Origin of the sequence: Alteromonas sp. KS69 (assembly GCF_003989595.1) — a bacterium.
Classification (GTDB): Bacteria; Pseudomonadota; Gammaproteobacteria; order Enterobacterales; family Alteromonadaceae; genus Alteromonas; species Alteromonas naphthalenivorans.
Window position 1 is genome coordinate 159,777 of record NZ_PYHU01000001.1, and the last position, 24,333, is coordinate 184,109.

Genomic DNA, 24,333 nt, shown 5'->3' on the forward strand with positions numbered 1-24,333 from the left:
TTAAACGTGGACACCCACGTTAATTTGGAATTTTAATCAGTGGATATCCATTTTTTGATTGGGGTTAAAACATGGATGTCCACTTTTATCACCGATTTGACGAGAGCCAAAAACAAGAAGCCAAAAACAAGACACCCACAACTCAGTTGGTCAATATAAAAGTGGGTGTCCGCAATAGAACTGGGATTTTAATAAGTGGGTGCCCATGTTTTTAGTGGCGTTAATACATGGATGTCCACTTTTAAACTAGGCAGAGAAACAAGAAAATCTACATCATTTTCCCATAAACAAAAAAGCCGCGTTGAGACTATCAACACGGCTTTCAAATTTTCTGGCGGTTCGTTTACCTAAAAAGTCAGCAACCCAGTTTTACTTAACGCGCATACCAGGCAATGCACCTTCGTGTGGCTCTAAGATATAAAGCTCATCACCACCAGGGCCGGCAGCTAATACCATGCCTTCAGACATACCAAAGCGCATCTTACGCGGTGCTAGGTTAGCCACCATTACGGTATGCTTCCCGATTAACGCCTCAGGCGAGTAGGCAGACTTAATACCTGCAAATACCTGCTTTGTTTCGCCGCCTAAATCTAGCTCTAAACGTAGAAGTTTGTCGGCCTTTTCAACATGCTCAGCGTTGGCGATACGTGCAATACGTAAATCTACTTTAGCGAAGTCGTCGAACGAGATTGTCTCGCTAATAGGATCTTTACCTAACGGGCTGTCTGGGTTAACCGTTGGCTTTGCTGGCTCTAGGTTTTCTTTTGAATCATCAACCATGGCGTCTACTTTCTCCATTTCTACACGTTGCATCATTGGCTTAAACTTGTTGATAGCGTGGCCCGTTAGCACGGTTTCAAGAGACGACCACGTAAACTCATCGTTCAAGAAGCCTTCCGCTTTTTCTGCCAATACTGGAAGCACAGGTTTTAAGTAAATGACCAACAGGCGGAACATATTAATACCCAACGAACATACATCGTGAGTGAACTGCTGTTTGGTTTCGTCTTTAATAGTTACCCAAGGGGCGTTGGTATCAATGAACTGGTTGGCTTTATCGGCCAATGTCATGATTTCACGTATTGCTTGATGGTAACGACGGCGCTCGAATAAATCGGCAATAGTGTCGGCTGCATTTTGGAACTCGGTAATAAGCTCGGGCTCTAACACGTTGTCAGACAATTTGCCGTCAAAACGCTTAGTAATAAAGCTGGCACAACGGCTAGCAATGTTTACTACCTTACCTACTAAGTCTGAATTCACTTTTTGAGCGAAATCGGTAAAGTTTAAGTCGATGTCGGTTACGCTATCGCCAAGCTTAGACGCAAAGTAATAACGTAAGTACTCTGGGTTTAAGTGGTCTAAATAAGTGCGCCCTTTAATAAAGGTGCCGCGAGACTTAGACATTTTCGCCCCATTCACCGTAACAAAACCGTGAATATTTACACCAGTAGGCTTACGGTAACCCGCACCTTCTAGCATGGCAGGCCAAAATAGGCAGTGGAAGTAGGTAATATCTTTACCGATAAAGTGGTAAAGCTCGGCGTCTGAATCGGCTTTCCAGAAATCGTCGAATTCCAAGTTATTTTGGTCGCAGAAGTTTTTAAAGCTGGCCATGTAGCCAACGGGGGCATCTACCCATACATAGAAAAACTTATTCGGCGCACCTGGAATTTCAAAGCCAAAGTAAGGTGCATCGCGGCTAATATCCCACTGCTGCAAACCTTCGGTAAACCACTCTTGAAGTTTGTTGGCCATTTCTTCTTGCAGGGCACCCGAGCGGATCCAGCCTTTAAGCATGTCTTCAAACTTAGGCAGGTCGAAAAAGAAATGTTCAGATTCTTTCAATACCGGCGTAGCACCCGATACCACACTGCGAGGGTTTTTAACCTCAGTAGGGCTGTAGGTTGCGCCGCACACATCACAGCTATCGCCGTTTTGATCTTCAGCACCACAGCTAGGGCAGGTACCCTTAACGAAGCGGTCTGGCAAAAACATTTCTTTTTGCGGATCGTATAATTGATTAATCGTACGCTTGCTAATGTAACCGGCGTTATCTAAACGAGTGTAAATTTCTTCACACAACGCCTTGTTTTCAGGCGAATGGGTTACATAGTAGTTGTCGTACTCTACGTGAAAATCGAGCAGGTCTTGGTGATGCTCTGCACGAGTTCTGGCCACCATTTCTTCTGGTGTAATGCCCAGTTCCTGCGCTTTAAGCATAACAGGTGTACCGTGTGCATCATCGGCACAAACACTGTAACATTCGTTTCCACGCAGACGCTGAAACCGTGTCCAGATATCGGTTTGAATGTGTTCAAGCAAGTGGCCTAAGTGAATAGAGCCATTGGCGTAGGGCAACGCACTGGTTACCAGAATGCGGCGATTTTCAGACATAATAACGTATAGATTCTTCGCGTTTCAAAATGGCTGCAAATACTAGCGGAAATCCGCGTTTTTTGCATTACGAAATTCACAAAATACCCCGTAGACAGGATAATTTATGTTCTTTTCCCGTAAAGCTAAGCCACTCATCGACAGAGTTGCGGCTATTTTAGCCAGCTATTTCAGTATTGAAGCCGACATTACCGCACGATGGTGTGCAGATAAGTTAGATTCAAATCAAGCCATTGGTGACAAAAAAGCTGACAACACGAAAGCTGATCACGAAACTCCTTCCAACACATTCACCATCAACTTACCGTTTTGTTATAAAACTCAGCAAGCAACAATTAAAGCTTACGTGCTAGAAGCACTAAAAGGCGAGCTTACCGATCAGCAATTGATTGTTACCCAGCACATAGCATCGGGTGAAACTAAAAATACTGCCGTTAATAATATTAAAAACATTATAGCCGTGGCATCAGGCAAAGGCGGGGTAGGCAAGTCGACCACCAGTATTAATTTGGCCTTTGCACTTATGCAAGAAGGGGCAAGTGTAGGCATTTTAGATGCTGACATTTACGGCCCATCTGTGCCTATTATGTTGGGCAATACTGACGCACATCCTCATAGCACTGATAACAAACACATGCAGCCGTTAAGCGCTCATGGATTGGTGGCAAACTCTATCGGCTACCTAGTGCCACAAGAAGACGCCGCTGTGTGGCGCGGCCCAATGGCGAGTAGGGCATTAAAACAGCTTATTGACGAAACCTTGTGGCCAGTGCTCGACTACTTAATTGTAGACATGCCGCCGGGTACTGGTGACATTCAGCTTACTATGGCGCAGCAAGTGCCGCTAACTGCTGCGGTAGTAGTAACCACACCCCAAGACTTAGCCCTAGCCGATGCCCAAAAAGGCATTAGCATGTTCGAAAAAGTGGGTGTGCCAGTATTGGGGCTTGTTGAAAACATGAGTTATTACCAATGCCGTGCCTGTGGCACCAAAGACTATGTGTTTTCAAAAGATGGCGGCGAAATCTTAGCTGAGCGACATGGCTTGCCACTACTAGGTCAATTACCACTCGATATCACCGTGCGCGAACACGCCGATGCAGGTACGCCATTGCTGGTAAGTGCACCTGAGAGCCCATTAAGTGAAAGCTACCGCGAAGCCGCTAGAGCGTTGTCGATGCAATTAGCGTTAACCGTTGTGCCCAGAACGCAGCAAAGCAAGCATATTAAAGGCGACCCCATTGGCGTTAACAGTAAGCTGTAAATGATAAATTTAAACAGAAATTAGTCACTTTTAACCGTCTCAGTTATTAATTTTGGTATTTAAAGTAAATAGAGCTTATAGCCAGTTGATTGGCGAGTGCTACATACGCATAATACCGCACACTTTATAGTAAGGACTTACCGCTTATGCGCCTTTGCGATCGCGATATATACGAACATTTAAAAGCTGGGAAAATAAAAATAGACCCAACTCCCGACTACGAAGAAATTAGTGGGGTGACGGTAGATATTCGCCTAGGTAATAAATTTCGCGTATTTGAAGATCATCAAGCACCTTACATCGATTTAAGCGGCCCTAAAGCGCAGGTACAAGAAGCGCTAGACCATGTAATGAGTGATGAAATTGAATTACCTGAAGGCAAAGCATTTTTCTTGCACCCAGGCGAGCTTGCACTGGCAATCACTCACGAATCTGTGACGCTGCCAGATTATATTGTAGGTTGGTTAGATGGGCGTTCATCGCTAGCACGATTAGGCCTGATGGTACATGTAACCGCACACAGAATCGATCCAGGTTGGTCTGGCAATATTGTGCTGGAATTCTACAACAGCGGAAAATTGCCGTTAGCTCTTCGCCCCAAGATGAAAATTGGAGCGTTAAGCTTTGAAGTGTTATCGAACCCCGCCGAAAAGCCATACAATGCCCGCGTAGATGCCAAATACAAGGGGCAAGACGGCGCAGTCGCCAGCCGTATATCGTCAGACGATAAAAACAGCGCCTAAACTCTACGGCGCAAAAACTCTATAAAGCAAAACATGTAACAAAACATGAAGTAAAGTATAAAAAGGATGCGCAGTGAGTGCCAATAAGCCGTTCGACAAAAGCTCGTTTATTATTCTTGTTGCCCTTCTTACTTCGCTTGCGCTTGGCTCAGGAATATACTTTTCAGATCTAAGTGCTGATATTGCACTTACCGCAGGCATTACCTTGTTTGTGGCTATATTATGGGTAACGGAAGCGCTGCCCATACCAGCCACTTCACTTATCCCGTTTGCACTATTTCCTCTTGCCGGGGTATTGACCCATGCCGAAGCGGCTTCATCGCTAGGTAGCCACGTTATTATCTTGCTAATGGCGGCGTTCATGCTATCGAAAGGGTTAGAGAAAGCTAACCTACATCAACGGTTCGCTATTTATATGCTACGAGTCACTGGGGCGGGAAGCCCGCTAAAGCTAATATTAAGTTTTATGCTGACCACCGCTATTTTAAGCATGTGGATAAGTAACACAGCCACCATTTTAATGATGCTACCTATGGCCATGGCCATTATTAATGCTATGGAAAACCCACGATTTGGTGTAGCCCTTATTTTAGGTATTGCTTATGCCGCAAGTCTAGGCGGCGTGGGCACGCCCATTGGCACGCCGCCCAATATTATTTTTATGAGCGTTTATGAAGAAACGCAAGGGCATGAATACAGCTTTATTGAGTGGATGAAAACTGGGGTGCCCATTGTACTGGTCTCTATTCCGCTAATGGCGTTGTGGCTAGCACGGGGGTTAACGCAAGTGGGTAACATTGCTTTACCTCAACCAGGCAAATGGACAGTGGCCGAAAAGCGCGTTTTGGCGATATTCGGCACCGTCGCCATGGCGTGGGTATTCAGGCCGTTCTGGAGTGCGTGGTTAGGTATTACCACTATTAGCGATAGCACCATTGCGGTAGCCGGTGTTGTGGCCATGTTTATGACCAATAACGGTGAAACAACGCCTGCCACTGAAACGCGCAAAGGCCAACACGACAAATTACTCGACTGGAAAACCGCCAATAATATTCCTTGGGGCATGTTGTTATTGTTCGCTGGTGGTATTTGTATTGCTAAAGCGTTTAAATCATCGGGCTTGAGCGTGCTAATGGGGGAGTGGCTTACCGGGCTTTCAACCCTACCGGTGATTTTCCTTATTCTGGGTATCTGTTTATTTGTAACCTTCTTGACCGAAATTACATCGAATACCGCCACAGCCACACTACTTATGCCAATATTAGCGGCAGCAGGCTTTGCGGTAGGTGTAGATCCTAAACTACTAATGATACCCGCCGCTATTAGCGCTAGTTGTGCGTTTATGCTGCCAGTAGCTACCGCGCCAAACGCAATTGCTTATTCCACCGAGAAGTTTGATATAAAAACCATGGCACGAGAGGGCATAGTGCTTAACGTAATTGTTGCCTTAGTGGTAACAGGTGTGTGTTATTTAACGTTATAAAAACGGCGTTGTGCACCGGAATTTGCAGTTTTATATTACAAACTGATTAGCAATTAAGCGCTTAATCAAGGATTTGTGTAATTGTCGTTGCATTGTGACTAAAAATAAGTAGACTTATCGGCTCTTTCGGTCGGTGTGTGGCGCAGCTTGGTAGCGCACTGTCATGGGGTGTCAGGGGTCGGAGGTTCAAATCCTCTCACACCGACCAACTATCTTCCTGATATCCTTGCAAAAATCCATTTTTCAAATGTCTAAACCCCAATTTTGCACCGTTTTGATATTTTGGTGCGAGTGAGACGCCACAAAGGGGCTCTACCCCATAAACGGTTCAAAGTCATCATTGCAGACGCATGGCCTAATTGCTGACTCACCCAGTGTATCTTCGCTCCCGATTGCAAAGCCGTAGTACAAAACGTGTGTCTTGTTTGATAGCTATTACGATGGCGAATACCACAGGCTTTTAACCCTTTATTCCACATCAATCTCGGCGAAGCGTTATTAGTAAAAGGTTCTCCTGTAGACGGGTGAACAAATACTTCGCTATTTTGTAAAAACGTCCACTGTTTCTGCCGTAATAATGCTGTTTTTGAGCGGGCATTAAACTCTACGTCTCTTACTTTGTAAGTTTTAGTATGTTTGCGAATTTTTTTTTTGATTTTGCTTCGTTCAATCCGTGAGTAACCACGATTAAAGTCTACACTATCCCAACACAATGCAATTTGCTCACTCGGTCTAAGGCCGCTAAAAAACGCATACTCAAAGTAGTTATGCCATAAAGGATGCTGTGTCCGTTCTACCCAATTTAGAAAAGTGTCTATTTCTTCAATGAGCAAAGGGTCTGCCTCTGGCTGCTGATGTCTACCATTCTCAATACCCTCAACAGGATTAAATTGAATAGCTCGATCTCGCAGAGCGAGTTTGAACACACCTCTTAGTGGAATTAACGCATTGTTACGAGTTTTATTATGCTGAAAATCGAAGCTTCCAAGCAAGGCCAGTAATTCAGAATGCTTAATCGACTTAACTAACCTGTCTGCCAAATTCGGATAATAAAACCGTTCTAATGCCTGAGTATATTTTTCCTTAGTGTTTTCAGTGCACGTTAACGTATTCAAATATAACTGCCCGTAATCTTTGAATGTCTGTGCACCCGTTTCTTCATTGGCATGTTTCGAGTCAGGGAAAAACTCTTGCCACGTGAAGGTTCCCCATTTTATCGCTTCCTGCGCTTGTTGCCGTAGTTTTCCTGCCTTTTTAATGTTTCCCGCAGTGGGACGCCAAGGCAGGCTCACATAGTGGCGTTTGTCGTTGTAATTCAAACGAACTTCAATCGACTGATTTCGAGGAACTATCCCCGTTGGCCATGTCGAACCCATTTCTCATACTCCTGTATGTTCCAGTGGATCCTCCCGTCAGGCGACTTTACAAAGTGTACACCTTGTCTGAAGATCCCGTCATGGATTTTTTTACGGAGTGCGCCAACTGAATACCCCGTCAACTCGGCTAGCTTTTTAGTTGTTATCAAATTAATTAGATAGTTCATTTGGACACTCCCAACTAATTATTAATTATGAGTTACTGAATTCAGTAACTTCATGGCCAATGATGCGTGATCAGACCTGGCCGGCTTTATAGAGATTATTTTTAACGGTAAGTCTCCTAGGCGTCCAAGCGTTCCCCTATAAGCTTGCCAAGATACAAACGATGATATTCCCTTATCCCAGCTTAAGTAAAGTCTTGAAAATACCAAGCCTTTGCCAAAATTTTGAATGATTAAAACGAGAGGTTCATCGGTCTCAACGTTTGAATAGTGGGTTAAGAGAACTTCATTACACACTTTAGCTAAAGTGCCTTGGTGAAAAGATGCTCCAACAGCAGAAATTAACGCTCGTTCCGCGATAATATTTACTGAGACTTCTTCACGTGTAACAGCTTTCTGAAATACAAATGCGGAATATTCAGTTAACGCTTCGATCGGAGTGAAAACTGTTTTCATTAGAGTAGCCATATGCCCGTCCTTAATAAATTGATTTGAAATAGCCATAATCGGCAAAGATAAAGTGTATTAGGTGCTCGTTTCGCAGAGAGATGCGTCTTCCTTCCAAAGTCAAATATGAAAGCGTCGATGCCTTTCGCGCTAACCTTTTAGCTATTTCACTAGATGGGCAAAGGTACAGAATCTTCTCCCAATGACCTTTTTTACGCATAGACAAATGTGAGGCAAATATTGTTCGCAATCGTTTGCTGCTCTTTATTTCACGCTCAACTTCAATGCAGTAGGTGATATTTGCAGGGGAGGAGGCAATTGCATCTGGGTATTTTGTAGCTTGGAGTCTTGTCCCCAAATGTTTTGCATTCCGCCAATCCTTCCAGTTGTTTTGGATTGCACTAATTCGCAGCTTTTGCAGATCATTCTCATGAGCAAACATAGCTGGCGAAATCTTACTTGAGTTGAACACACGGCGATTTGTTGGGCATTCATCGAGTTCCCAAGCATAAGCGTGCCCCAGTTCTGTTATGCCTACTAACTTTTGCGGGCGACCAAAACTTGCAGCAATATTGCTCGAAGCGATGAGGCCTTTGGCTTCTGCTCGTTTCAAATACTGATGCGTAGCCTGAATTGATTTTTGTTTAAGAGCGAGTTGAACATTAACGACCGTAGCCCAAGTATCTTCTCTAAGAAACATCAATAATGCTTTATCAAGAGGTGACAATGTCATAGCAGAGCATCCTCCAAACTTTCATTATTTAAACAATCGGTAGTGTTAATGGGAGACGCTTTATAGGTCTCTAGGTATGTGCTTTCACAATGTAAGATTGGTACAAAAATATAAGTTGGTCTCTCAAATATGCCGATAGCGATGGCGCATGACTGCGGTAGATTTTGAACAATATTTGGGTGAACGTACGGAACTTCTTGCCGACTTATTCTGCGTTCTAAAAAGTTGGTTTGCGACGCAATTTCATTTACCGCCGTGTGGCGAACCTCTTCATTTTTCATAACGGTACCGCAAAGGTTGCTAACCCTGAGAGCAGTTTCGTAGTTATTCGAACGAAATATAATTTTGAATGGGAGGTTATCCAACATTGATTCACGCACAGCATCTGGTGGCATTCTGAGCTGAACCGATTCGAAATCCGCCAGGCTTTGCTGGGTAACATGAAAACAACCGCCGAAGCTACGGATGTTCCCCATATAATTGATGACAGAAGTAGTTATGGTATATTTAACTTCGTCTAGCGCAATACACACCTTACGAGAACAGTCTGCTCGGCTAGTTGTTAATTGCGCTACTCTATGTAGCAACAGTTTCATTACTAACAAAATACTTTCGTCTTCCGTATTTCCCTCTATTACAACGCACCCACCTTTTTGAATAACTTCTGTTATGCATTTACCGTCAAGGGTTGCAACGCAGGGCAGAGCAGCAATTTCTTTTAGTTTTATGAATAGGCCGAGAGCGTCTTTCGATATCGTATCTCGTAGTGTATTCGCGAAATGAAGAAGGCCAGGAAGTGATGGGTTATCATCACTATCAGCATAGGCAGACAATGTTTGCGCCAGTTCTCGCTCGACATCTTTGTAATATCCTAGTCCTTCGGAGCTTGATTGAAGTTCGAATGTCATTTTCAGTAAAACAAACAATTCTCTGGCAGTAATATTGAATAATGGGTTAACTACAGGATGTGAAGCACACAGATTTAAATAAAAGAATGGTTTTTCCGAAGTCTTGGCCGAAAATCTAAGTACATTTTTTAATGGCTTATCTTCTTTGGGGCAAAATACAAAGCACGCGCATTTTTTTTGTATAAACTGAAGATAAAACAACCCCAAAAATTGCCCCTTTCCCGTGCCAGTCAGGCCTAAAGTCTGATAGTTTGGATGAGTCGCAACCTTAAAATCTATCAAAATAGGTTTATCAGCAGATGATAGGCCCACACAAATCAGTGACTTCCCCTTTGTTGACTTCAGTACCCTTGCAATAAAGTTTTTACTCTTAGGCCGCTTGGGTAGAAGTTTTACAACATTGTCGAAATCTGGAAAATCGTAATATTCGTTTACGGTTTTAGACACACTTTCTATGAGAGACGAGAACCAAGGCTCTATATAACGCTTAATGCAGAAATAGATAACAAAGGCACCAATGGAACCGATCAACATCCCCAGCGAAGCGTTATTCAGTATTGCTATGCAAAACTCTTTGTAAATGTTCCATGGTTTACCAGTATTGATATAGCTTGAAAGTAAATATTTACTAAACAAGAGGACAATTCCAACACTAGCTAAAAGTGTAGTAAACGATAGTGCTGAAAAGACAAAACGGAGTGCTCTGGTTATGAGGGTCTGGTCTGCCCTTAAAAAAGATTTACCTGCAACAATTAATGAAATCGCAAACAAATAGCCGGACACGAGAAGCGTCACAGTTAACTTGTCAGATGTCGCAATAGATAAGCATTGCCACAATGCATCTCGGGTTAAAGAGTTAATTTCACTGACTTGGAACAGAAGTAATTTGTTTGTCCCGATTGATAGTGGTTTCTGTTGAAATAACGCTTCTAGCATAATTAGAACCTCGATAGTTTTCAAAAATTGCGTACATCACTTAATGTGCTAGTTTTTTTGGCTGATAAGCTTAAAATAGTAATTTTTTCTTGTTTTTATTTTAACTGATTGAAAATTAAGTGTATTTTTATTGTGATGTAACGTTCATTAGCCGCGCATTCAGCGCTCTAGATGAGATCTACATTCTTTTGTGCAGGAGAAGCGCTCCCAAGCGCTGATAGAGAGATTGTCACCCCAGTGACAGACGAAAGGTCTGCAGGCCGCCGTCGGAGGGAGTGAAACGAGCGGCAGACCAACTGTGTTTTAAATGATGCAATCAGCCGAAGGCCGGTCGAAATTCCCGTCAGTTTCGGAGCGTAGCGACTCGACCGTTTCAAACGCAGTTGGTCGGGCGGCACGACCGGCGGCGGCATCGGGTGAATTTTGTTGAAACGGAATGTCCAGTGAAGTGCAGACAAAAGAGGGTGGGGGTCATAGGCCTCGCGTGTAATTTACCCTCCATCATTGCATGAATCGTTCAGAGAAAAGCGATGATTCTCCATGTATTCATGTTTAATAAATATATTTAAAAAGTCGGTTGATGTGCGTAACGTTCTAATTAAATGGCTTCAACCGCACGAATTCATATTTATTTTTAAGTGGTTAAACCAAGGATTTAAAAAAGCAATTTAACGCACCGGTTCTGTAGGTTTATGGTTTTATACTCACTACTAAAGTATAGTGAAATTAAGTATTTGTGGTAGTCTCTTCTTTGCAATACACACAGAATAAAAAAGTACTACTGAGTTCTGATTGAACCAGCGTCAATGTGAAATGGAGTTTCTTAAACATGGCATCCTCTATCCAGCAAAGTAACTTTGGGTTTCTACAAGAGCATGATTCACTTTTAGTGGAAATTGCCTCCTCTGCTGAAAAAGCATTCTCAAGCGATCCCAATACAACATTAATGAAGCTTAGGCAACTGGGTGAGGCACTGGCACAACACATTGCAGCATTGGTTGGAATTGAGTTTGACGATAAGACTTCCCAGGCTGATTTAATCTACAAAATAAACCGTGAGTTACAGCTAGAGCCGGTAGTCAGAGAGTTATTCCATACTCTTAGAATGGAAGGTAACAAAGCAATCCATACATTTAGAACTCAGCACAAAGAAGCCATGAATGGTTTAGTGGTTGCACGTAAACTAGCCATATGGTTTCACCAGTCTTTCGGAAAATCAGGGGTTCAATTTAAACCTGGCCCTTTTATTCCACCTACAGACCCCAGCGAACAGTTACGTCAGTTACAGTCTGAAATTGGAAAGTTAAAAAGTGATTTAGAACAAGCCAATGTTGACTTGGATTCCAGTAATCAACTTCATACGCTCGTAGCCAAAGAAAAAGCAGAATATGAAGTATTGGCAATGGCAATGGACGAGGAATCTCGGTCTTTGGCGAAGCAAGCGTCTGAACATGAAGATGCCTTACAAGCACAACGTAAGGATTACGAAACAAAAATAAAGGCACTTCAAGCTCAGCTAGCGGCGGCTGATGAGAAAACGCAAACTGCCCAACGCAGTCAGATAAACAAAAATACACAGGCGGCAACGCAACACATTGTGTTGGATGAAGCGCTAACCCGCATTTTAATCGATCAGCAACTGTTAGAAGCGGGTTGGACAGCCGATAGCGAAGCGCTTACTTATAAAAGTGGGGCTCGACCAGAAAAAGGCAGGAATATTGCTATTGCTGAATGGCCTACTGAACATAATGGCGAAAAAGGTAGAGCAGACTATGTACTGTTTTACGGTTTAACGCCCATGGCCGTGGTTGAGGCGAAGAAAGAAAACACCAACGTTGCAGGAAAAATTTCGCAAGCGGAACGATATAGCAAGGGTTTTAGTGTTTCACCCCCTATGCTGGGCGCATGGGAACTAGCAGGTTTAACAATTGCCTGGCCTAATGAGCAAGAAAGCCATTATAAAATCCCGTTTGTCTACTCCTGCAATGGTCGCCCATATGTTCCTCAGCTGGCTGAACAGTCTGGAACCTGGTTTCGTGATGTGCGCGAACCTGCCAATACTAAGCGTGCACTCCCTAAGTTTCATACGCCGGAAGGCTTAATCGACAAACTCAAACGCAGTAAAGAAGAGGCTGAGAAAAAACTAAAAACTGAGCCATTCGGCTATTTAAAAGTGCGTGATTATCAGCAAAAAGCCATTATTGCGGTAGAAAATACGTTAGCAAAGGAAGTACGCACGGCGCTGTTAGCTATGGCAACAGGAACCGGTAAAACGCGCACCATCATTGGTTTGATGTACCGGTTTCTAAAGGCTGAGCGATTTAAGCGTATTCTATTTTTGGTAGATCGCACCGCACTTGGTCAGCAAGCCATTGATGCTTTTAATGAAGCACCACTAGAACAAAACCATACCTTATCTAAAATCTATAATGTTGCAGAGCTGGGAGATATGGCTGCTGAGGCTGAAACGCGTGTGCAGGTAGCAACTGTACAGGCCATGGTAAAGCGCATATTTATGAGCGATAACCCGCCACCGTTAGACCAGTTTGATTGTATTATTATTGATGAAGCCCACAGAGGGTATACGCTCGACCAGGAAATGACCGAAGGCGAAATCGCTACGCGGGATACGAGTCAGTATCTTTCCAGTTACCGCCGAGTGCTCGACTATTTTGATGCCGTCAAAATTGGCTTAACGGCAACGCCAGCAAAACACACCAGCGAAATTTTCGGCACACCTGTTTATACCTATTCATACAGAGAAGCGGTAGCGGATGACTGGCTAATAGATCACGAACCACCTATTCGATACGAAACATTACTCACACAAAACGGGATTAAATTTGCCAAAGGCGATGAAGTTAGTTCCATTAATACCCAAACTGGTGAAGTACAAAGCGCAGAGCTAGACGATGAACTTAATTTTGAAGTGGAAGCTTTTAACCGCAAAGTAATTAACGAAAACTTCAACAAAGTGATTTGTCAGCAGTTGGTTCAGGAGCTCGATCCGTTTGGGGATGAAAAAACTCTGATTTTCTGCGCAACCGATTTGCATGCCGATATGGTAAAGCGACTTTTAGATGAAGCGTTTAAAGAGCTTTATAACGGTGAATATAACCAGGCGGTAGTGGCTAAAATCACCGGGCAGAGCGACAAAGTAGAACAGCTTATTCGCCAGTATAAAAACGAGCGCTATCCAAATATAGCTATTACTGTAGAGCTACTGACCACCGGTATCGATGTTCCCAAAATTTGTAACCTCGTTTTTATGCGGCGGGTTAAATCGCGGATTTTGTATGAACAAATGATTGGCCGTGCTACCCGCCGCAGTGATGACATTGGTAAAACGGTATTTCGAATTTATGACCCGGTGGATATTTATGCCGCACTGGCCGATGTTAATACCATGAAGCCACTGGTTAAAGATCCCAAGATTACGTTGGAGCAATTGGTAGACGAAATTACTAATCCGGAACAATTGGAACGCGCATTGAATGCGCCTGGTGATGCGCCAGAGCAGAGCCATGCCGATGTAGTGCTAAGTCAACTTAGCCAAAAAATAATGCGCGTAATGCGAAAAGCCGATAAAAAAGCTGAAGGCAAACTCGCACTTAAGCAGAAACTGGATGAATTACAAGGTTTATGGGGCGTTAAGCCCAAAAGCTTGCATAAACATTTACATGAGCTTGGACCCAAGCAAGCTGCGGCCTTCATAACAAAACATAGCGGTTTGATAAACCAGTTAGCAGAAGTGAATGAGCTACTGGGCAGTGAACGCCAGCCTATAATTTCTGAGCATCATGATGAAATAAGAGAACGCACCCAAAGCTACGGTGTACATCAAAAGCCAGAAGATTATCTCGACAGCTTTAACCAGTTTATAAAAGAGCAGCTTAACCAAAGTGCAGCCCTTGCTGTAGTGGTTAATAAACCTCGAGACCTTACCCGCGATCAACTAAAAGAAATTAAGCTATTGCTTGATGGTGCGGGATACTCAGAAGCTAAACTACAAAGCGCGGTGCGTAACCAAACTAACCAAGATATTGCAGCAAGCATCATTGGTCATATTCGCCGCGCAGCATTCGGCGAACCATTGGTACCCTTCGAACAACGTGTAGCCCAGGCAATGCTGCGAATATATGAAAGTCATAATTGGTTACCCGCACAGCGTAAATGGCTTGAACGACTGGCAAAACAACTGGTTCATGAAGTCATTATTGATAGGGAGTTCGTAAACAGCCGATTTGCAGAGCAGGGCGGAGCAAAGCAGCTAGATAAGGTACTGGGTAATCAACTGGATGTGGTACTGGATGAACTGGGTGATGCAATGTGGCCTCCCCAAAGTGCATAAACCTTATATGTATAAATAAACAGAAAAACTATACATGTTATACAGTACATGTATAATTTTTTGTAAAATTTATATATATATAGTTCTACATGTATAAAAAGGACATAATATTAATCATGACTGCATCTATCCCATTGTTACCACTTGATAATATAGAGCAGTGGGAAACCCGCGCAGTACTCAAAAAAGTGGCTGAAGCTCACCGATATCTGGCCGAATTAAAGGGTGTTGCCGCCAGCATTCCCAATGAAGCAATACTAATCAATACGCTTGCCTTACAGGAAGCAAAAGACAGCTCGGAAGTGGAAAACATTGTAACCACGCATGACGAGCTTTATAAAGCTAACTTATTTGAAGAAGCCATTACTAGCCCTGCAACCAAAGAAGTGCAGGATTACGCAGTAGCATTAAAGCTGGGCTTTCAAGCAGCACGGCAAAGTAAACTCATTCGCTTAAGTGACATCCTTGCCATCCAGCAAAACCTGGAGCACAACAACGCAGGCTTGCGAAAGCTACCCGGTACAGATTTAAAAAATGCTCGTACGGGGGAAGTAGTGTACACCCCGCCACAACATGCAGACGAAATAACGGCGCTAATGGATAACTTGGTGCAATTTATTAATAACGATGAGTTATGCGATGCAGACCCGCTGGTAAAAATGGCCATCATCCATCATCAGTTTGAAAGCATTCACCCATTCTACGATGGCAATGGCCGCACAGGGCGGATCCTGAATATTTTGTACTTGGTGGTTAAAGACTTGCTTAACCTGCCAGTACTGTATTTAAGCCGTTTTATTATTCAGCACAAAGCAGATTACTATAATAATTTGCAGGCCGTGCGTGATACCGGTAACTGGGAACCCTGGATAGCCTTTATGCTTGGTGGCGTTATCGACACAGCGCAAAACACAATTTCACTCATTACCGAAATGAAAAGCCTGATGGCTAATGTGAAACACGGTATTCGTGAACAATTGCCCAAAATCTATAGCCAGGACTTACTCAACAACTTGTTTCATCACCCCTATACCAAAATCGATTTTATCATCGAAGAGCTAGGGGTAACGCGAATAACCGCTACTAAATATTTAGAGCAACTAGTAGAACACGGCTTTTTAACCAAACAAAAAATTGGCCGCGCCAACTACTACATTAATGAGCCGTTGTGCAAAGTACTGATAGCACACAGTTAAGAACCAAATTATTAATTAAGAGACACACATGACAAATAACGATATCGTTCAAAAACTCTGGAACCTCTGCGACGTGCAGCGAGACGACGGCATTAATTATTCAGATTATGTAACCGAGCTGGTACTTCTGCTATTTATTAAAATGGTGCACGAAAACACAGAAGCGGGAGTATTAAAACGCCATCCTTTACCAGGGGGATGTCGTTGGACAGACATCAACGAAAAGTCGGGTATTAATCTGCTAAATGACTACAAACGCATTCTATTAAGCCTTTCAACAGGTAAAGATTCAGACGGCAATATTGTGCACGAAGACCACTTATCAGTGCAATCTACGCCGATGCACAAACTCGACTGCGTGAACCACGCCATCTAGAACAAATGATCAAAACCCTCGACCATATTGATTGGTTTAGCGCCCAAAAAGACGGGCTAGGCGATTTGTATGAGGGGCTTTTAGAAAAGAACGCTTCGGAAACAAAATCCGGGGCAGGTCAGTACTTCACTCCACGTGCGCTAATCAACAGCATGGTGCGCTGCATTAAGCCGCAAGTTGGCGAAGTGATACAAGATCCAGCGGTAGGCACAGCTGGATTCTTAGTTGCCGCCGACCAGTATATGCGTGAGCAAACTGATGATTACTTAGAACTTTCTGCTAAAGAAGCTGATTTCCAGAAAAACAAAGCTTTCGTTGGCGTTGAACTGGTACCTAATACCCGACGCTTAGCGTTAATGAATTGCTTACTGCACGGAATGGAAGGCGACGAAGAGGGCGTAGTGCACTTAGGAAATGCACTAGGCGATGCAGGGAAGAAGTTAAAACAAGCTGATATTATATTGGCAAATCCGCCTTTTGGTACCAGTAAAGGTGGTGAAGCATCCAATACCAGAGACGATCTCACTTACAAAACTACCAACAAACAACTGGCGTTTTTACAGCATATATATCGCAACTTAAAACCTGGTGGCCGGGCGGCAGTCGTACTGCCGGATAACGTACTGTTTGAAGCCGGTGTAGGTACCGATGTTCGCCGCGACCTAATGAATAAGTGCAATCTACACACTATTTTACGCCTGCCAACGGGTATTTTTTATGCTCAAGGCGTAAAAACCAACGTTCTGTTTTTTACCAAAGGTTCTGCAAAGGACAAACACCAGGAAGAAAACTGCACTGAAAATGTGTGGGTATATGACCTGCGCACAAACATGCCCAGTTTTGGTAAACGCAGCCCCTTTGGTAATGCAGATATTGGCTTTACACTCGATGAATTTGGTAAAGACCTGCACCTAGGTGCTTTTGAAAAGGTCTATGGCGAATCTTCAGATGGCATAAATAGCCGAAGTGAAGGTGAATACAGCTTTGGTGCACAAGACATTGAAGTAGACAAGGAAGTCGTTGAGGAAAACCAAGGTATTGATGAACGTCTTGCGCACTCCCGCTGGCGCTGCTTTAGCCGTGACTGGATACGCGAAACAAAAGGCGATTCTTTAGATATTTCCTGGTTAAAAGATAAAGATAGTGTGGATGCGGCAGATTTGCCTGAGCCAGATGTGTTAGCTCGAGAAGCTAAAACTGAGCTAGAAGCTGCGTTGCTTGAGTTGGATGGTTTGCTGGCCGCGTTGGAGGCAAGTTGATGCGCCAGTATAGAATTCCCAACTCTTGGAAAGAAGTAAAACTTGGTGATATCACTGACTACGGTAGAACACAGAAGTGCGAGCTGTCTGATGTGCCACCAGATACGTGGGTATTGGAGCTAGAAGATATAGAAAAAGATAGTTCTAGGATATTGAAACGCCTGGATTCAACTGAGCGGCCGTTTAAGAGTACAAAAAATAAATTTAGCGTGGGTGATGTATTATATGGAAAGCTACGTCCTTATTTAAACAAAGTTGTAATAGCAAACAACTCAGGCGTTTGTTCTACAGAAATCATTCCGTTAAATGTTGAGCCTCATATTGACAACCGCTTTCTTTTTTACTGGCTGAAAAGTAAAACATTTTTGGATTTTGTAAATTCTGTCAGTTATGGCGTCAATATGCCTCGGCTTGGAACTAAGGATGGATTACGAGCTCCATTTATTTTAGCTCCACTAGCTGAACAAAAAGTCATTGCCCATAAACTCGATACACTGCTGGCTCAGGTGGAAACCATCAAAGCCCGCCTCGAACGCATCCCCGAAATCCTTAAAACCTTCCGCCAATCCGTCCTCGCCGCCGCTGTGAGTGGCAAGTTGACGGTGGAGTGGCGTGAGAAGTTTAAACCAGAAATGGTTGATATTGCATCTATTTCCAAAGAACAGTTTTCAACAGGTCTTACAATGGGAAACTTTGGTAAGAAGATGGATAAGTCACCGGATATCTCAGGTGACGAAAATGGCAAATTTGTAAGTCACATAGCAGGTTGGCTCCCTATAAGGATAGGAGCGTTATGTGAATGCGTGGTACCAAACAGAGATAAACCAAAATCTTTTTCCGGGGGCTATCATTGGTTATTAACGCCGAACTTTGACGAACAATCTATCTGGATTGACTACAAGGAGATTGAAAGTGGTTTAAGTGAAGAAGAGGTTATTACATACAGAGCAAAAATCATAAAACCGGGAAACGTTATTATGACCTGCGTCGGGCGTGTTGGTCTTTCTGCCGTTCTAGAGGAAAGTTCCGTAATAAATCAACAACTTCATGCCTTCAAAGTAAACTCGCACATCAAAGCAGAATATTTAGCCTATTGTGTGAGAGCAAACGTTGAATATTACGAAAGTAAGGCGACGTCAACTACAGTTAAATATTTAAATAAGACGGCATGTAACTCGTTGCCGATTCCATTACCAACCATTGAAGAGCAAGATGAAATCGTCCGTCGTGTCGAAGAACTATTCGCTTTCGCTGATAGCATAGAGCAAAAAACTAATGCTTCACTAGAAAGAGCAAATAAACTCACCCAATCAATACTTGCTAAAGCCTTTCGCGGCGAACTCACTTCGGACTGGCGAGCCGCCAACCCTGAACTAATCAGCGGAGAAAACAGTGCTGAAGCTTTGCTAGCAAAGATTAAGGCAGAACGTGAGGCGCTAAAGCCGGTTAAAAAAAGTAGTGTAAGGAAAAAATCCTGATGCGTTTGCTGTCCCTAACTTTGGATGGGCAGTACAAAGGATTGAAAGATCAAACCTTTAACTTTGAGGACAGCGATGACAATGTCATCGCATTTATCGGTTTAAATGGCTCTGGTAAATCCCAACTATTGGAATTAATTGCAGAGTGTTTTGCCTATCTGGAGCGTTTGCAGCGAATTGATTTTAAAAACAAAGGGCATTTAGGGTTCGACTTCACGCTGATTTACAGTTTGAGCGGTTATGTAAATGCAGCTCCTTCTGCTCGCGCGGAAGTATTCGGGAGAAAACTCAGAGTCGCTGAAGGTTTTACTGAGCCCAAATTTTCAGTATCAGTGAAAGGTGATGACGTACAGCCAATCGATGTTGAGCAAGCCGACGGGTCAATAAAAATAGACTTAGAACAATTACCACTACCGCATATTGTAGGATATTCCTCCGGCCTTAATGAAAACTTACAACGTCCGTTTTTGAAAAATGCGAACCAGCTGTTTAAGGCTCTGAAAGCTAGGGCGCGTTACCATAAAGAAAAACGGGCATTAGATCTGTCCTATGAAAATAATCGAAATGATTCGGAATCAGCTTTTAATCAGTTTAGAAAGAACAAAATAGATCTTCTAAAAAGGTATCAACGAAATCACCCATATTTGTTTAATTTTGAGGTAGCTGACTACGTTGAGGATGAAATTGAATTACCGGAAACGGTTACTCAGCCCTCTAACCTGGTATATCTAGACTACGATAGTGCGCAGCTTGTCGTTTCTTTTATTGATTTTGAGTACGAGTCTTTTTTCGTCCAAGATTTAGCGAAAAAAAATAGTCAATATAGGCTGCTTTATTCAACTCCAACTTTGTTAATACTCGAATTTGATTTTACTCAGCCTTATGTATCTGACGAAGTTGTAGAAAGTGTAAGCTCCTTCATTCAATTAGCGGGGGCGGAAAATGTAGAGTATCAGGGCAGAAAAACAACCTCAGAAGAATTTGAGTACTACGAATTAGATGCATTGAAGGGGACTATTAGCTTAGATCTCAGCCAGCGAGCTGACGATAGCAGGCTATCAACCCATGGCGTACTTAACCCATTTAGACTTTTCGAGCGCTTATATAAGACTCAGCAGTTGGGCCTAAAAAATATTAGCGCGCATGACCGATATCAACTGGATAGAAATTATTTTTTTGGGACAGTTAAAAAGCCCCTTAAAGTAAAGTTAGCATTAGCAGCTAAGCGTTTAATGCTAGAAGGAGATAATTTAACTTCAGTTGCTTTTGAAGAGTTATCAGATGGTGAGTCGCAGTTACTGCAGATATTAGCGATATTAAAATTATATTCGCAGGAAAATACTCTATTTTTACTCGACGAACCAGAGACGCATTTAAATCCAGCCTGGCGAACTTCTTTTCATAAGTACGTTTCTGATGCGTTAAATGCCGGTAACAAAGGAACAAAATCACAGGTTTTTCTCTCGACACATTCTCCATTTATGGTCTCTTCTCTCAAGTGCCAAAATGTTTATCAATTCCGGCGAGATGACAACGGATTTATACGGATGAACATGGTGCAAAACGAGACTTACGGGGCATCATTTGATGTGCTAATAAAAGAGCTATTTGGATTACGTTCGTTGATCTCTCAAAGCGTGATTGAAGAAATTCGTAAGCAGCTAGAGCAAGGTGAACAACACGCGAAAGTTTGGATCGAAAATAATCTCGGATTGTCTGCGGAAAGAGCATATATGATAAGGAAGCTAACAAAGTAATGTTATTTCGTTTAGTAGATGGAACTCCTTGTTTCGAAGTATTTCGCTTACTCAACTTAGAACTATTGCATTTTCTCGAAGCGGCAGTAAATAAAGACGATTTTGACCGCCAATTATTCACTGTGGGTGCTATCGGCGATGCTTGCTGGGCGAACGGAAATACCCTGGATAAGTTTCAAAAACTATTCGAAGATCTAGGTAATGCTGATGGCGATACCAAACAGCAGCTTTTTCTGGCAATGCAGAATAATCAGGACTTAGAGGTATTCTTTGGCAATCCACAGAGAGGACTTTTAGATTTCTTGAATGGTGACTGTCGAAATTCACTTAAAGAGTTGAGCTCACACCTATACAGCGCGACAAAAGATTTAGTTCCTATTGTTGCTGCCGCTGGAGGGGTTAACATAAATTCTCATTTTTCTGAGTATAGATCTTCAGCCATTAACGGAAACGTTTGCAAAGCTTGTGGTATGGAAAAACTGGCAGTGATTAGAGCTGGTATTCCAGAACAAAGACAATGGCGTTCAGACTACGATCATCAACTTTGTAAATCTAAGTATCCGATTTTCGTGGTTCATCCTTACAATCTTATTCCCTTATGTAGTGTTTGTAATCAGTACGCAAAAAAAGCAAAGGATCTCTTCAAAAGTAGCGATGGGAATTCCCGCTTAGCTTTTTATCCATACACCGAAGAAGCGAGGGGCTTTGTTAATATTGAAATTAGTAATTTATCCGACCCTGAGCCAGCTACCAAAGTTATCTGGTCCACTCAAGATGCAATAGCACTGGAAAAGCTAGAGACATGGGATGAGGTCTACGAGATCAGAAGTCGCGTTGAGGCGGAATTGTGTTCGATTGAGAATATTATTATAGATGAAATTGACCCGATTGATGAAGCTCACCTTCTTAGCAGAATACAAGATGAAGCAAGACCTATTGCTGAAGAGACTTTTAAACGGAAGGAGTGGGTGTTTTGGCATCAGAAATTATTTGCAGCGCTAGAGCTGGTTGAACTCGCACCTTTCGCCGCTAAATTAGGTTTTATGCAAGAGCAGGGCGCTGATGGTGGTGATTTTATTTTAAGCGGCGGTTGATTGACTTCTTTTTTCATTTTTTTTTAAACAAGGATGAAGATAGCTTGAGAGTTTATATAGCCAACTTTGGCGAAGAAAATTACGAGTGGCCAGTCTGTAAAGCAAAAGGCACTGTCGCAACGATGAACGATATCAAAGCACAGCCACTATGGGAGCAAGGTAAAAAGGAAGAGTACATCGTTTCTCGAATGAAAAATGATAAGTCAGCCAGGGGACAAGCGCCAACCAGACAAACTGCATCACGTTGGTATAACCTCATGACGATCATCTCTGAGACAGCTGATGATCTCTGGATTCATAGAGATGGCGAGAAGCTATACTGGACTATTTCAAAAAATGCCCCTCATTTCTTTGAAAACAAGAAAGAGCCTGTTGGCCGAAAAAGAGACGTTGTTGTCTGTCATAAACCATGTAAGCAATGGTCAGACCGCAGTAGGTCAGGGCAACAGCTTCTATGGCGTGGTCTTCATCCAAAAGCGAAAGATTTCTTATCAACCGAAGCTACACTTCAGCAACTAAAGCCTGAAAATGCTGAATATGCTATCGCTTTAATAAATGGCGAAGATCTATCGCCTTGGCATGAGCAGGAACTGTGGAAAAAGAAAAATGCCAATGCTTCAAAAGAATATAATCCTGTAACCTATGCGAACAGCGCCAGAAAAGCAGCTATGCGAATGTCTAGAATGGCGTTTACGACAGCGAAGCAATCTAATGGCCAAACAGTAGAAAGGGCGGTTAAAAATAAGGATGTGAAGTTTCGCAATGAAATGGAGCTGGAAGACTACATAACCGCTTTGATTGAAGCCCAGGAAGGCATGTGCGCATTAACAGAACTGCCACTGGAAATGGACGAGAAGGATGGCGATAAAGAGCTTATTTGCTCCTTGGACAGAATCGATAGCAACGGTCACTACGAGAGAGATAATCTTCAAGTTGTTTGCCGATTTATCAACCGCTGGAAAAGTGATTCGGATAATGAAGAGTTTAGGAGATTGCTAAAAATTTTGGGAATTAGCTGTATGACTCAAGATAATTAAGTAGTTTTTTTATTCATAGCGTCGAATTGATAACACCAACTACAAAATGCGGGTAAAAGTTACTGGGGGAATATGGTTTGCTTAGAGTCAAACACCAAAAATGTTCCCAGCTGCCGAAATACATGGAGGTAATAAAGAATGGTCAAAAAGTGCAGTTACAACCATGGAAATGGCGAAACCTGTAAGCATCCAGCAGAAGAAAAAGCGCTTAATGAGGCAGAGCTGTGCCTATTCCATCAAACTATAAGGCAGGGCGATGCTCAAAAGCGTTTTTGGTGGAGATTGAAACGACTGGATATAAAGGGAGATGGTGATTGGAGAGGCTTTAACTTCCCAATAACTAAAGAGCTGGAAAATGTGGTGTGTAAAACATCATTGAGATTACAAAATTCGAGCCTTTATGGAGTCAAAATAAAACAGGGCGTGTTTGAAGGCAATGTAGATATGACTGGTTGTGAAATTAGCAGTTTGGAACTACAAACCTGCAAATTCAAAGGCTCAGTTGATCTTAGCGGACTAGAGTTTAGCTTTTTTAAAGCTGCGTCTATTGAAGTAGAAGAAAGTTTTATCGCAAAAGAAGTAAAGTTTGATGGTGAGTTCTTTATTTCGGGAGCTTTAAAACAGTCAGCTAACTTCAACCGTTGCCACTTCTCTAGTAAGGCAACATTTATACAAACTAAAACCGTTTCATTATCTGTAAGCTCGGCATTTAGTTTTACTGTAGCCGGCCCATCTTTAGTAATAACCCAGAAACCTGGACCTGAAGCTGATACTTGGACAAAGATTAAATATCAGTATAGAAATTATAGGTCATTTCTCAAAAGCCGAATTCGCCACTATATTCGAATCTTCGTGGGATTTGTGAAAAAGCATCTACGTAAAATAAGAGCAATTATTCTCAGAGCATTCAACCGTTATCGCGTTAGATTTCCACACAGGCGAGAACATGTAGTTCTGTATGTTCTTTTCAATAGTAGAGCCATGCTTGAAGAAATAAGCTTTGCGGACCCCAAAGGAGTTACTTTCAACGGAGTAAGACTTTCTGAAGCGAGTTTTCGAAATACTGACCTTCGCGGCGTTAATTTTATAGGGAATGATTGGCGGCAGAAAAAGGTTAGGCGCAATGGTGCATGTTCCGGCCCATTCCGATCACCCATTTCGGTTCAATCCGATCAGTGATTTCGGTCTAATCCGATCGCTTATTTCGGAGTTACCCGATCAAAAATGACGTTTTTCCGAAATCACTGATCGGAATCCCGAAATCTTCTTCTTTTTCTCACTAAATCAATTGGTAAGCTCAACTTCATCACTTTATTGAAGGAACGAGCTGCCAT

General features: G+C 42.7%; 15 protein-coding genes, 1 tRNA gene and 1 pseudogene. 12 read left to right on the top strand and 5 right to left on the bottom strand.

What is annotated here, in order from left to right; translation table 11 throughout:
• Positions 1–369: 369 nt before the first annotated feature.
• Positions 370–2,397 (bottom strand): methionine--tRNA ligase, encoded by a 2,028-nt coding sequence (gene metG / locus C7Y69_RS00700; protein WP_126871481.1) that lies wholly within the window; start codon positions 2,395–2,397, stop codon positions 370–372.
• Between the two features lie 106 nt (positions 2,398–2,503).
• Between metG and apbC the strand changes: the two genes are divergently transcribed.
• The 4 genes from apbC to C7Y69_RS00720 all read left to right on the top strand — a co-directional run bounded on the left by apbC (position 2,504) and on the right by C7Y69_RS00720 (position 6,095).
• Entirely contained in the window at positions 2,504–3,661 is a 1,158-nt protein-coding gene (gene apbC / locus C7Y69_RS00705; RefSeq protein ID WP_126871482.1) for an iron-sulfur cluster carrier protein ApbC, read from the top strand.
• Positions 3,662–3,807: 146 nt separating this feature from the next.
• A complete protein-coding gene (dcd, locus tag C7Y69_RS00710; RefSeq protein WP_057791038.1) occupies positions 3,808–4,404 on the top strand; it encodes a dCTP deaminase in 597 nt (198 codons plus the stop codon).
• A 73-nt stretch (positions 4,405–4,477) separates the two neighbouring features.
• Positions 4,478–5,887, top strand: a complete 1,410-nt coding sequence (locus C7Y69_RS00715) for an SLC13 family permease (RefSeq protein ID WP_126871483.1) — start codon at positions 4,478–4,480, stop codon at positions 5,885–5,887.
• Between the two features lie 131 nt (positions 5,888–6,018).
• Positions 6,019–6,095: transfer RNA gene (locus C7Y69_RS00720), tRNA-Pro, on the top strand.
• Between the two features lie 43 nt (positions 6,096–6,138).
• Here the strand turns inward: C7Y69_RS00720 and C7Y69_RS00725 are convergent.
• From C7Y69_RS00725 to C7Y69_RS00745, 4 genes are all read right to left on the bottom strand, one after another.
• Entirely contained in the window at positions 6,139–7,263 is a 1,125-nt protein-coding gene (locus C7Y69_RS00725) for a site-specific integrase (RefSeq protein WP_013783554.1), read from the bottom strand.
• Positions 7,264–7,451: 188 nt separating this feature from the next.
• Positions 7,452–7,895: a hypothetical protein gene (locus tag C7Y69_RS00735; protein ID WP_013783556.1), complete on the bottom strand. Its 444-nt coding sequence runs from the start codon at positions 7,893–7,895 to the stop codon at positions 7,452–7,454.
• Positions 7,896–7,905: 10 nt separating this feature from the next.
• Positions 7,906–8,607, bottom strand: a complete 702-nt coding sequence (locus C7Y69_RS00740; RefSeq protein WP_013783557.1) for a hypothetical protein — start codon at positions 8,605–8,607, stop codon at positions 7,906–7,908.
• Positions 8,604–10,451, bottom strand: a complete 1,848-nt coding sequence (locus tag C7Y69_RS00745) for a type IV secretory system conjugative DNA transfer family protein (RefSeq protein ID WP_013783558.1) — start codon at positions 10,449–10,451, stop codon at positions 8,604–8,606. Before C7Y69_RS00745 ends, C7Y69_RS00740 begins: the two co-directional genes overlap by 4 nt.
• A gap of 829 nt (positions 10,452–11,280) precedes the next feature.
• On the opposite strand from C7Y69_RS00745, the gene hsdR reads away from it, so the two are divergent.
• The 8 genes and pseudogenes from hsdR (at position 11,281) to C7Y69_RS00785 (ending at position 24,178) form a co-directional block, all read left to right on the top strand.
• Entirely contained in the window at positions 11,281–14,802 is a 3,522-nt protein-coding gene (hsdR, locus tag C7Y69_RS00750) for a type I restriction-modification system endonuclease (RefSeq protein WP_126871484.1), read from the top strand.
• A gap of 116 nt (positions 14,803–14,918) precedes the next feature.
• A complete protein-coding gene (locus tag C7Y69_RS00755; RefSeq protein WP_013783559.1) occupies positions 14,919–15,998 on the top strand; it encodes a Fic family protein in 1,080 nt (359 codons plus the stop codon).
• 28 nt (positions 15,999–16,026) lie between these two features.
• A pseudogene (locus C7Y69_RS00760) lies at positions 16,027–17,633 on the top strand (N-6 DNA methylase).
• Positions 17,633–19,111, top strand: a complete 1,479-nt coding sequence (locus C7Y69_RS00765) for a restriction endonuclease subunit S (protein WP_126871485.1) — start codon at positions 17,633–17,635, stop codon at positions 19,109–19,111. Before C7Y69_RS00760 ends, C7Y69_RS00765 begins: the two are co-directional and overlap by 1 nt.
• Positions 19,111–20,868, top strand: a complete 1,758-nt coding sequence (locus tag C7Y69_RS00770) for an AAA family ATPase (RefSeq protein ID WP_126871486.1) — start codon at positions 19,111–19,113, stop codon at positions 20,866–20,868. Before C7Y69_RS00765 ends, C7Y69_RS00770 begins: the two co-directional genes overlap by 1 nt.
• Entirely contained in the window at positions 20,868–21,962 is a 1,095-nt protein-coding gene (locus tag C7Y69_RS00775) for a hypothetical protein (RefSeq protein WP_126871487.1), read from the top strand. The genes C7Y69_RS00770 and C7Y69_RS00775 overlap by 1 nt, the downstream gene beginning before the upstream one ends.
• Positions 21,959–22,999 (top strand): hypothetical protein, encoded by a 1,041-nt coding sequence (locus C7Y69_RS00780; protein ID WP_260563392.1) that lies wholly within the window; start codon positions 21,959–21,961, stop codon positions 22,997–22,999. The genes C7Y69_RS00775 and C7Y69_RS00780 overlap by 4 nt, the downstream gene beginning before the upstream one ends.
• 138 nt (positions 23,000–23,137) lie before the next feature.
• On the top strand, positions 23,138–24,178 hold the full coding sequence (locus C7Y69_RS00785) for a pentapeptide repeat-containing protein (protein WP_013783569.1): 1,041 nt from the start codon (positions 23,138–23,140) through the stop codon (positions 24,176–24,178).
• The last annotated feature ends 155 nt before the right edge of the window (positions 24,179–24,333 follow it).

Bases quoted from the DNA above. Each gene is read 5' to 3' on its own strand.
- metG (WP_126871481.1), bottom strand. From the start codon at position 2,397: ATGTCTGAAAATCGCCGCATTCTGGTAACCAGTGCGTTGCCCTACGCC.
- apbC (WP_126871482.1), top strand. From the start codon at position 2,504: ATGTTCTTTTCCCGTAAAGCTAAGCCACTCATCGACAGAGTTGCGGCT.
- dcd (WP_057791038.1), top strand. From the start codon at position 3,808: ATGCGCCTTTGCGATCGCGATATATACGAACATTTAAAAGCTGGGAAA.
- C7Y69_RS00725 (WP_013783554.1), bottom strand. From the start codon at position 7,263: ATGGGTTCGACATGGCCAACGGGGATAGTTCCTCGAAATCAGTCGATT.
- C7Y69_RS00735 (WP_013783556.1), bottom strand. From the start codon at position 7,895: ATGGCTACTCTAATGAAAACAGTTTTCACTCCGATCGAAGCGTTAACT.
- C7Y69_RS00740 (WP_013783557.1), bottom strand. From the start codon at position 8,607: ATGACATTGTCACCTCTTGATAAAGCATTATTGATGTTTCTTAGAGAA.
- C7Y69_RS00745 (WP_013783558.1), bottom strand. From the start codon at position 10,451: ATGCTAGAAGCGTTATTTCAACAGAAACCACTATCAATCGGGACAAAC.
- hsdR (WP_126871484.1), top strand. From the start codon at position 11,281: ATGGCATCCTCTATCCAGCAAAGTAACTTTGGGTTTCTACAAGAGCAT.
- C7Y69_RS00755 (WP_013783559.1), top strand. From the start codon at position 14,919: ATGACTGCATCTATCCCATTGTTACCACTTGATAATATAGAGCAGTGG.
- C7Y69_RS00765 (WP_126871485.1), top strand. From the start codon at position 17,633: ATGCGCCAGTATAGAATTCCCAACTCTTGGAAAGAAGTAAAACTTGGT.
- C7Y69_RS00770 (WP_126871486.1), top strand. From the start codon at position 19,111: ATGCGTTTGCTGTCCCTAACTTTGGATGGGCAGTACAAAGGATTGAAA.
- C7Y69_RS00775 (WP_126871487.1), top strand. From the start codon at position 20,868: ATGTTATTTCGTTTAGTAGATGGAACTCCTTGTTTCGAAGTATTTCGC.
- C7Y69_RS00785 (WP_013783569.1), top strand. From the start codon at position 23,138: ATGGTCAAAAAGTGCAGTTACAACCATGGAAATGGCGAAACCTGTAAG.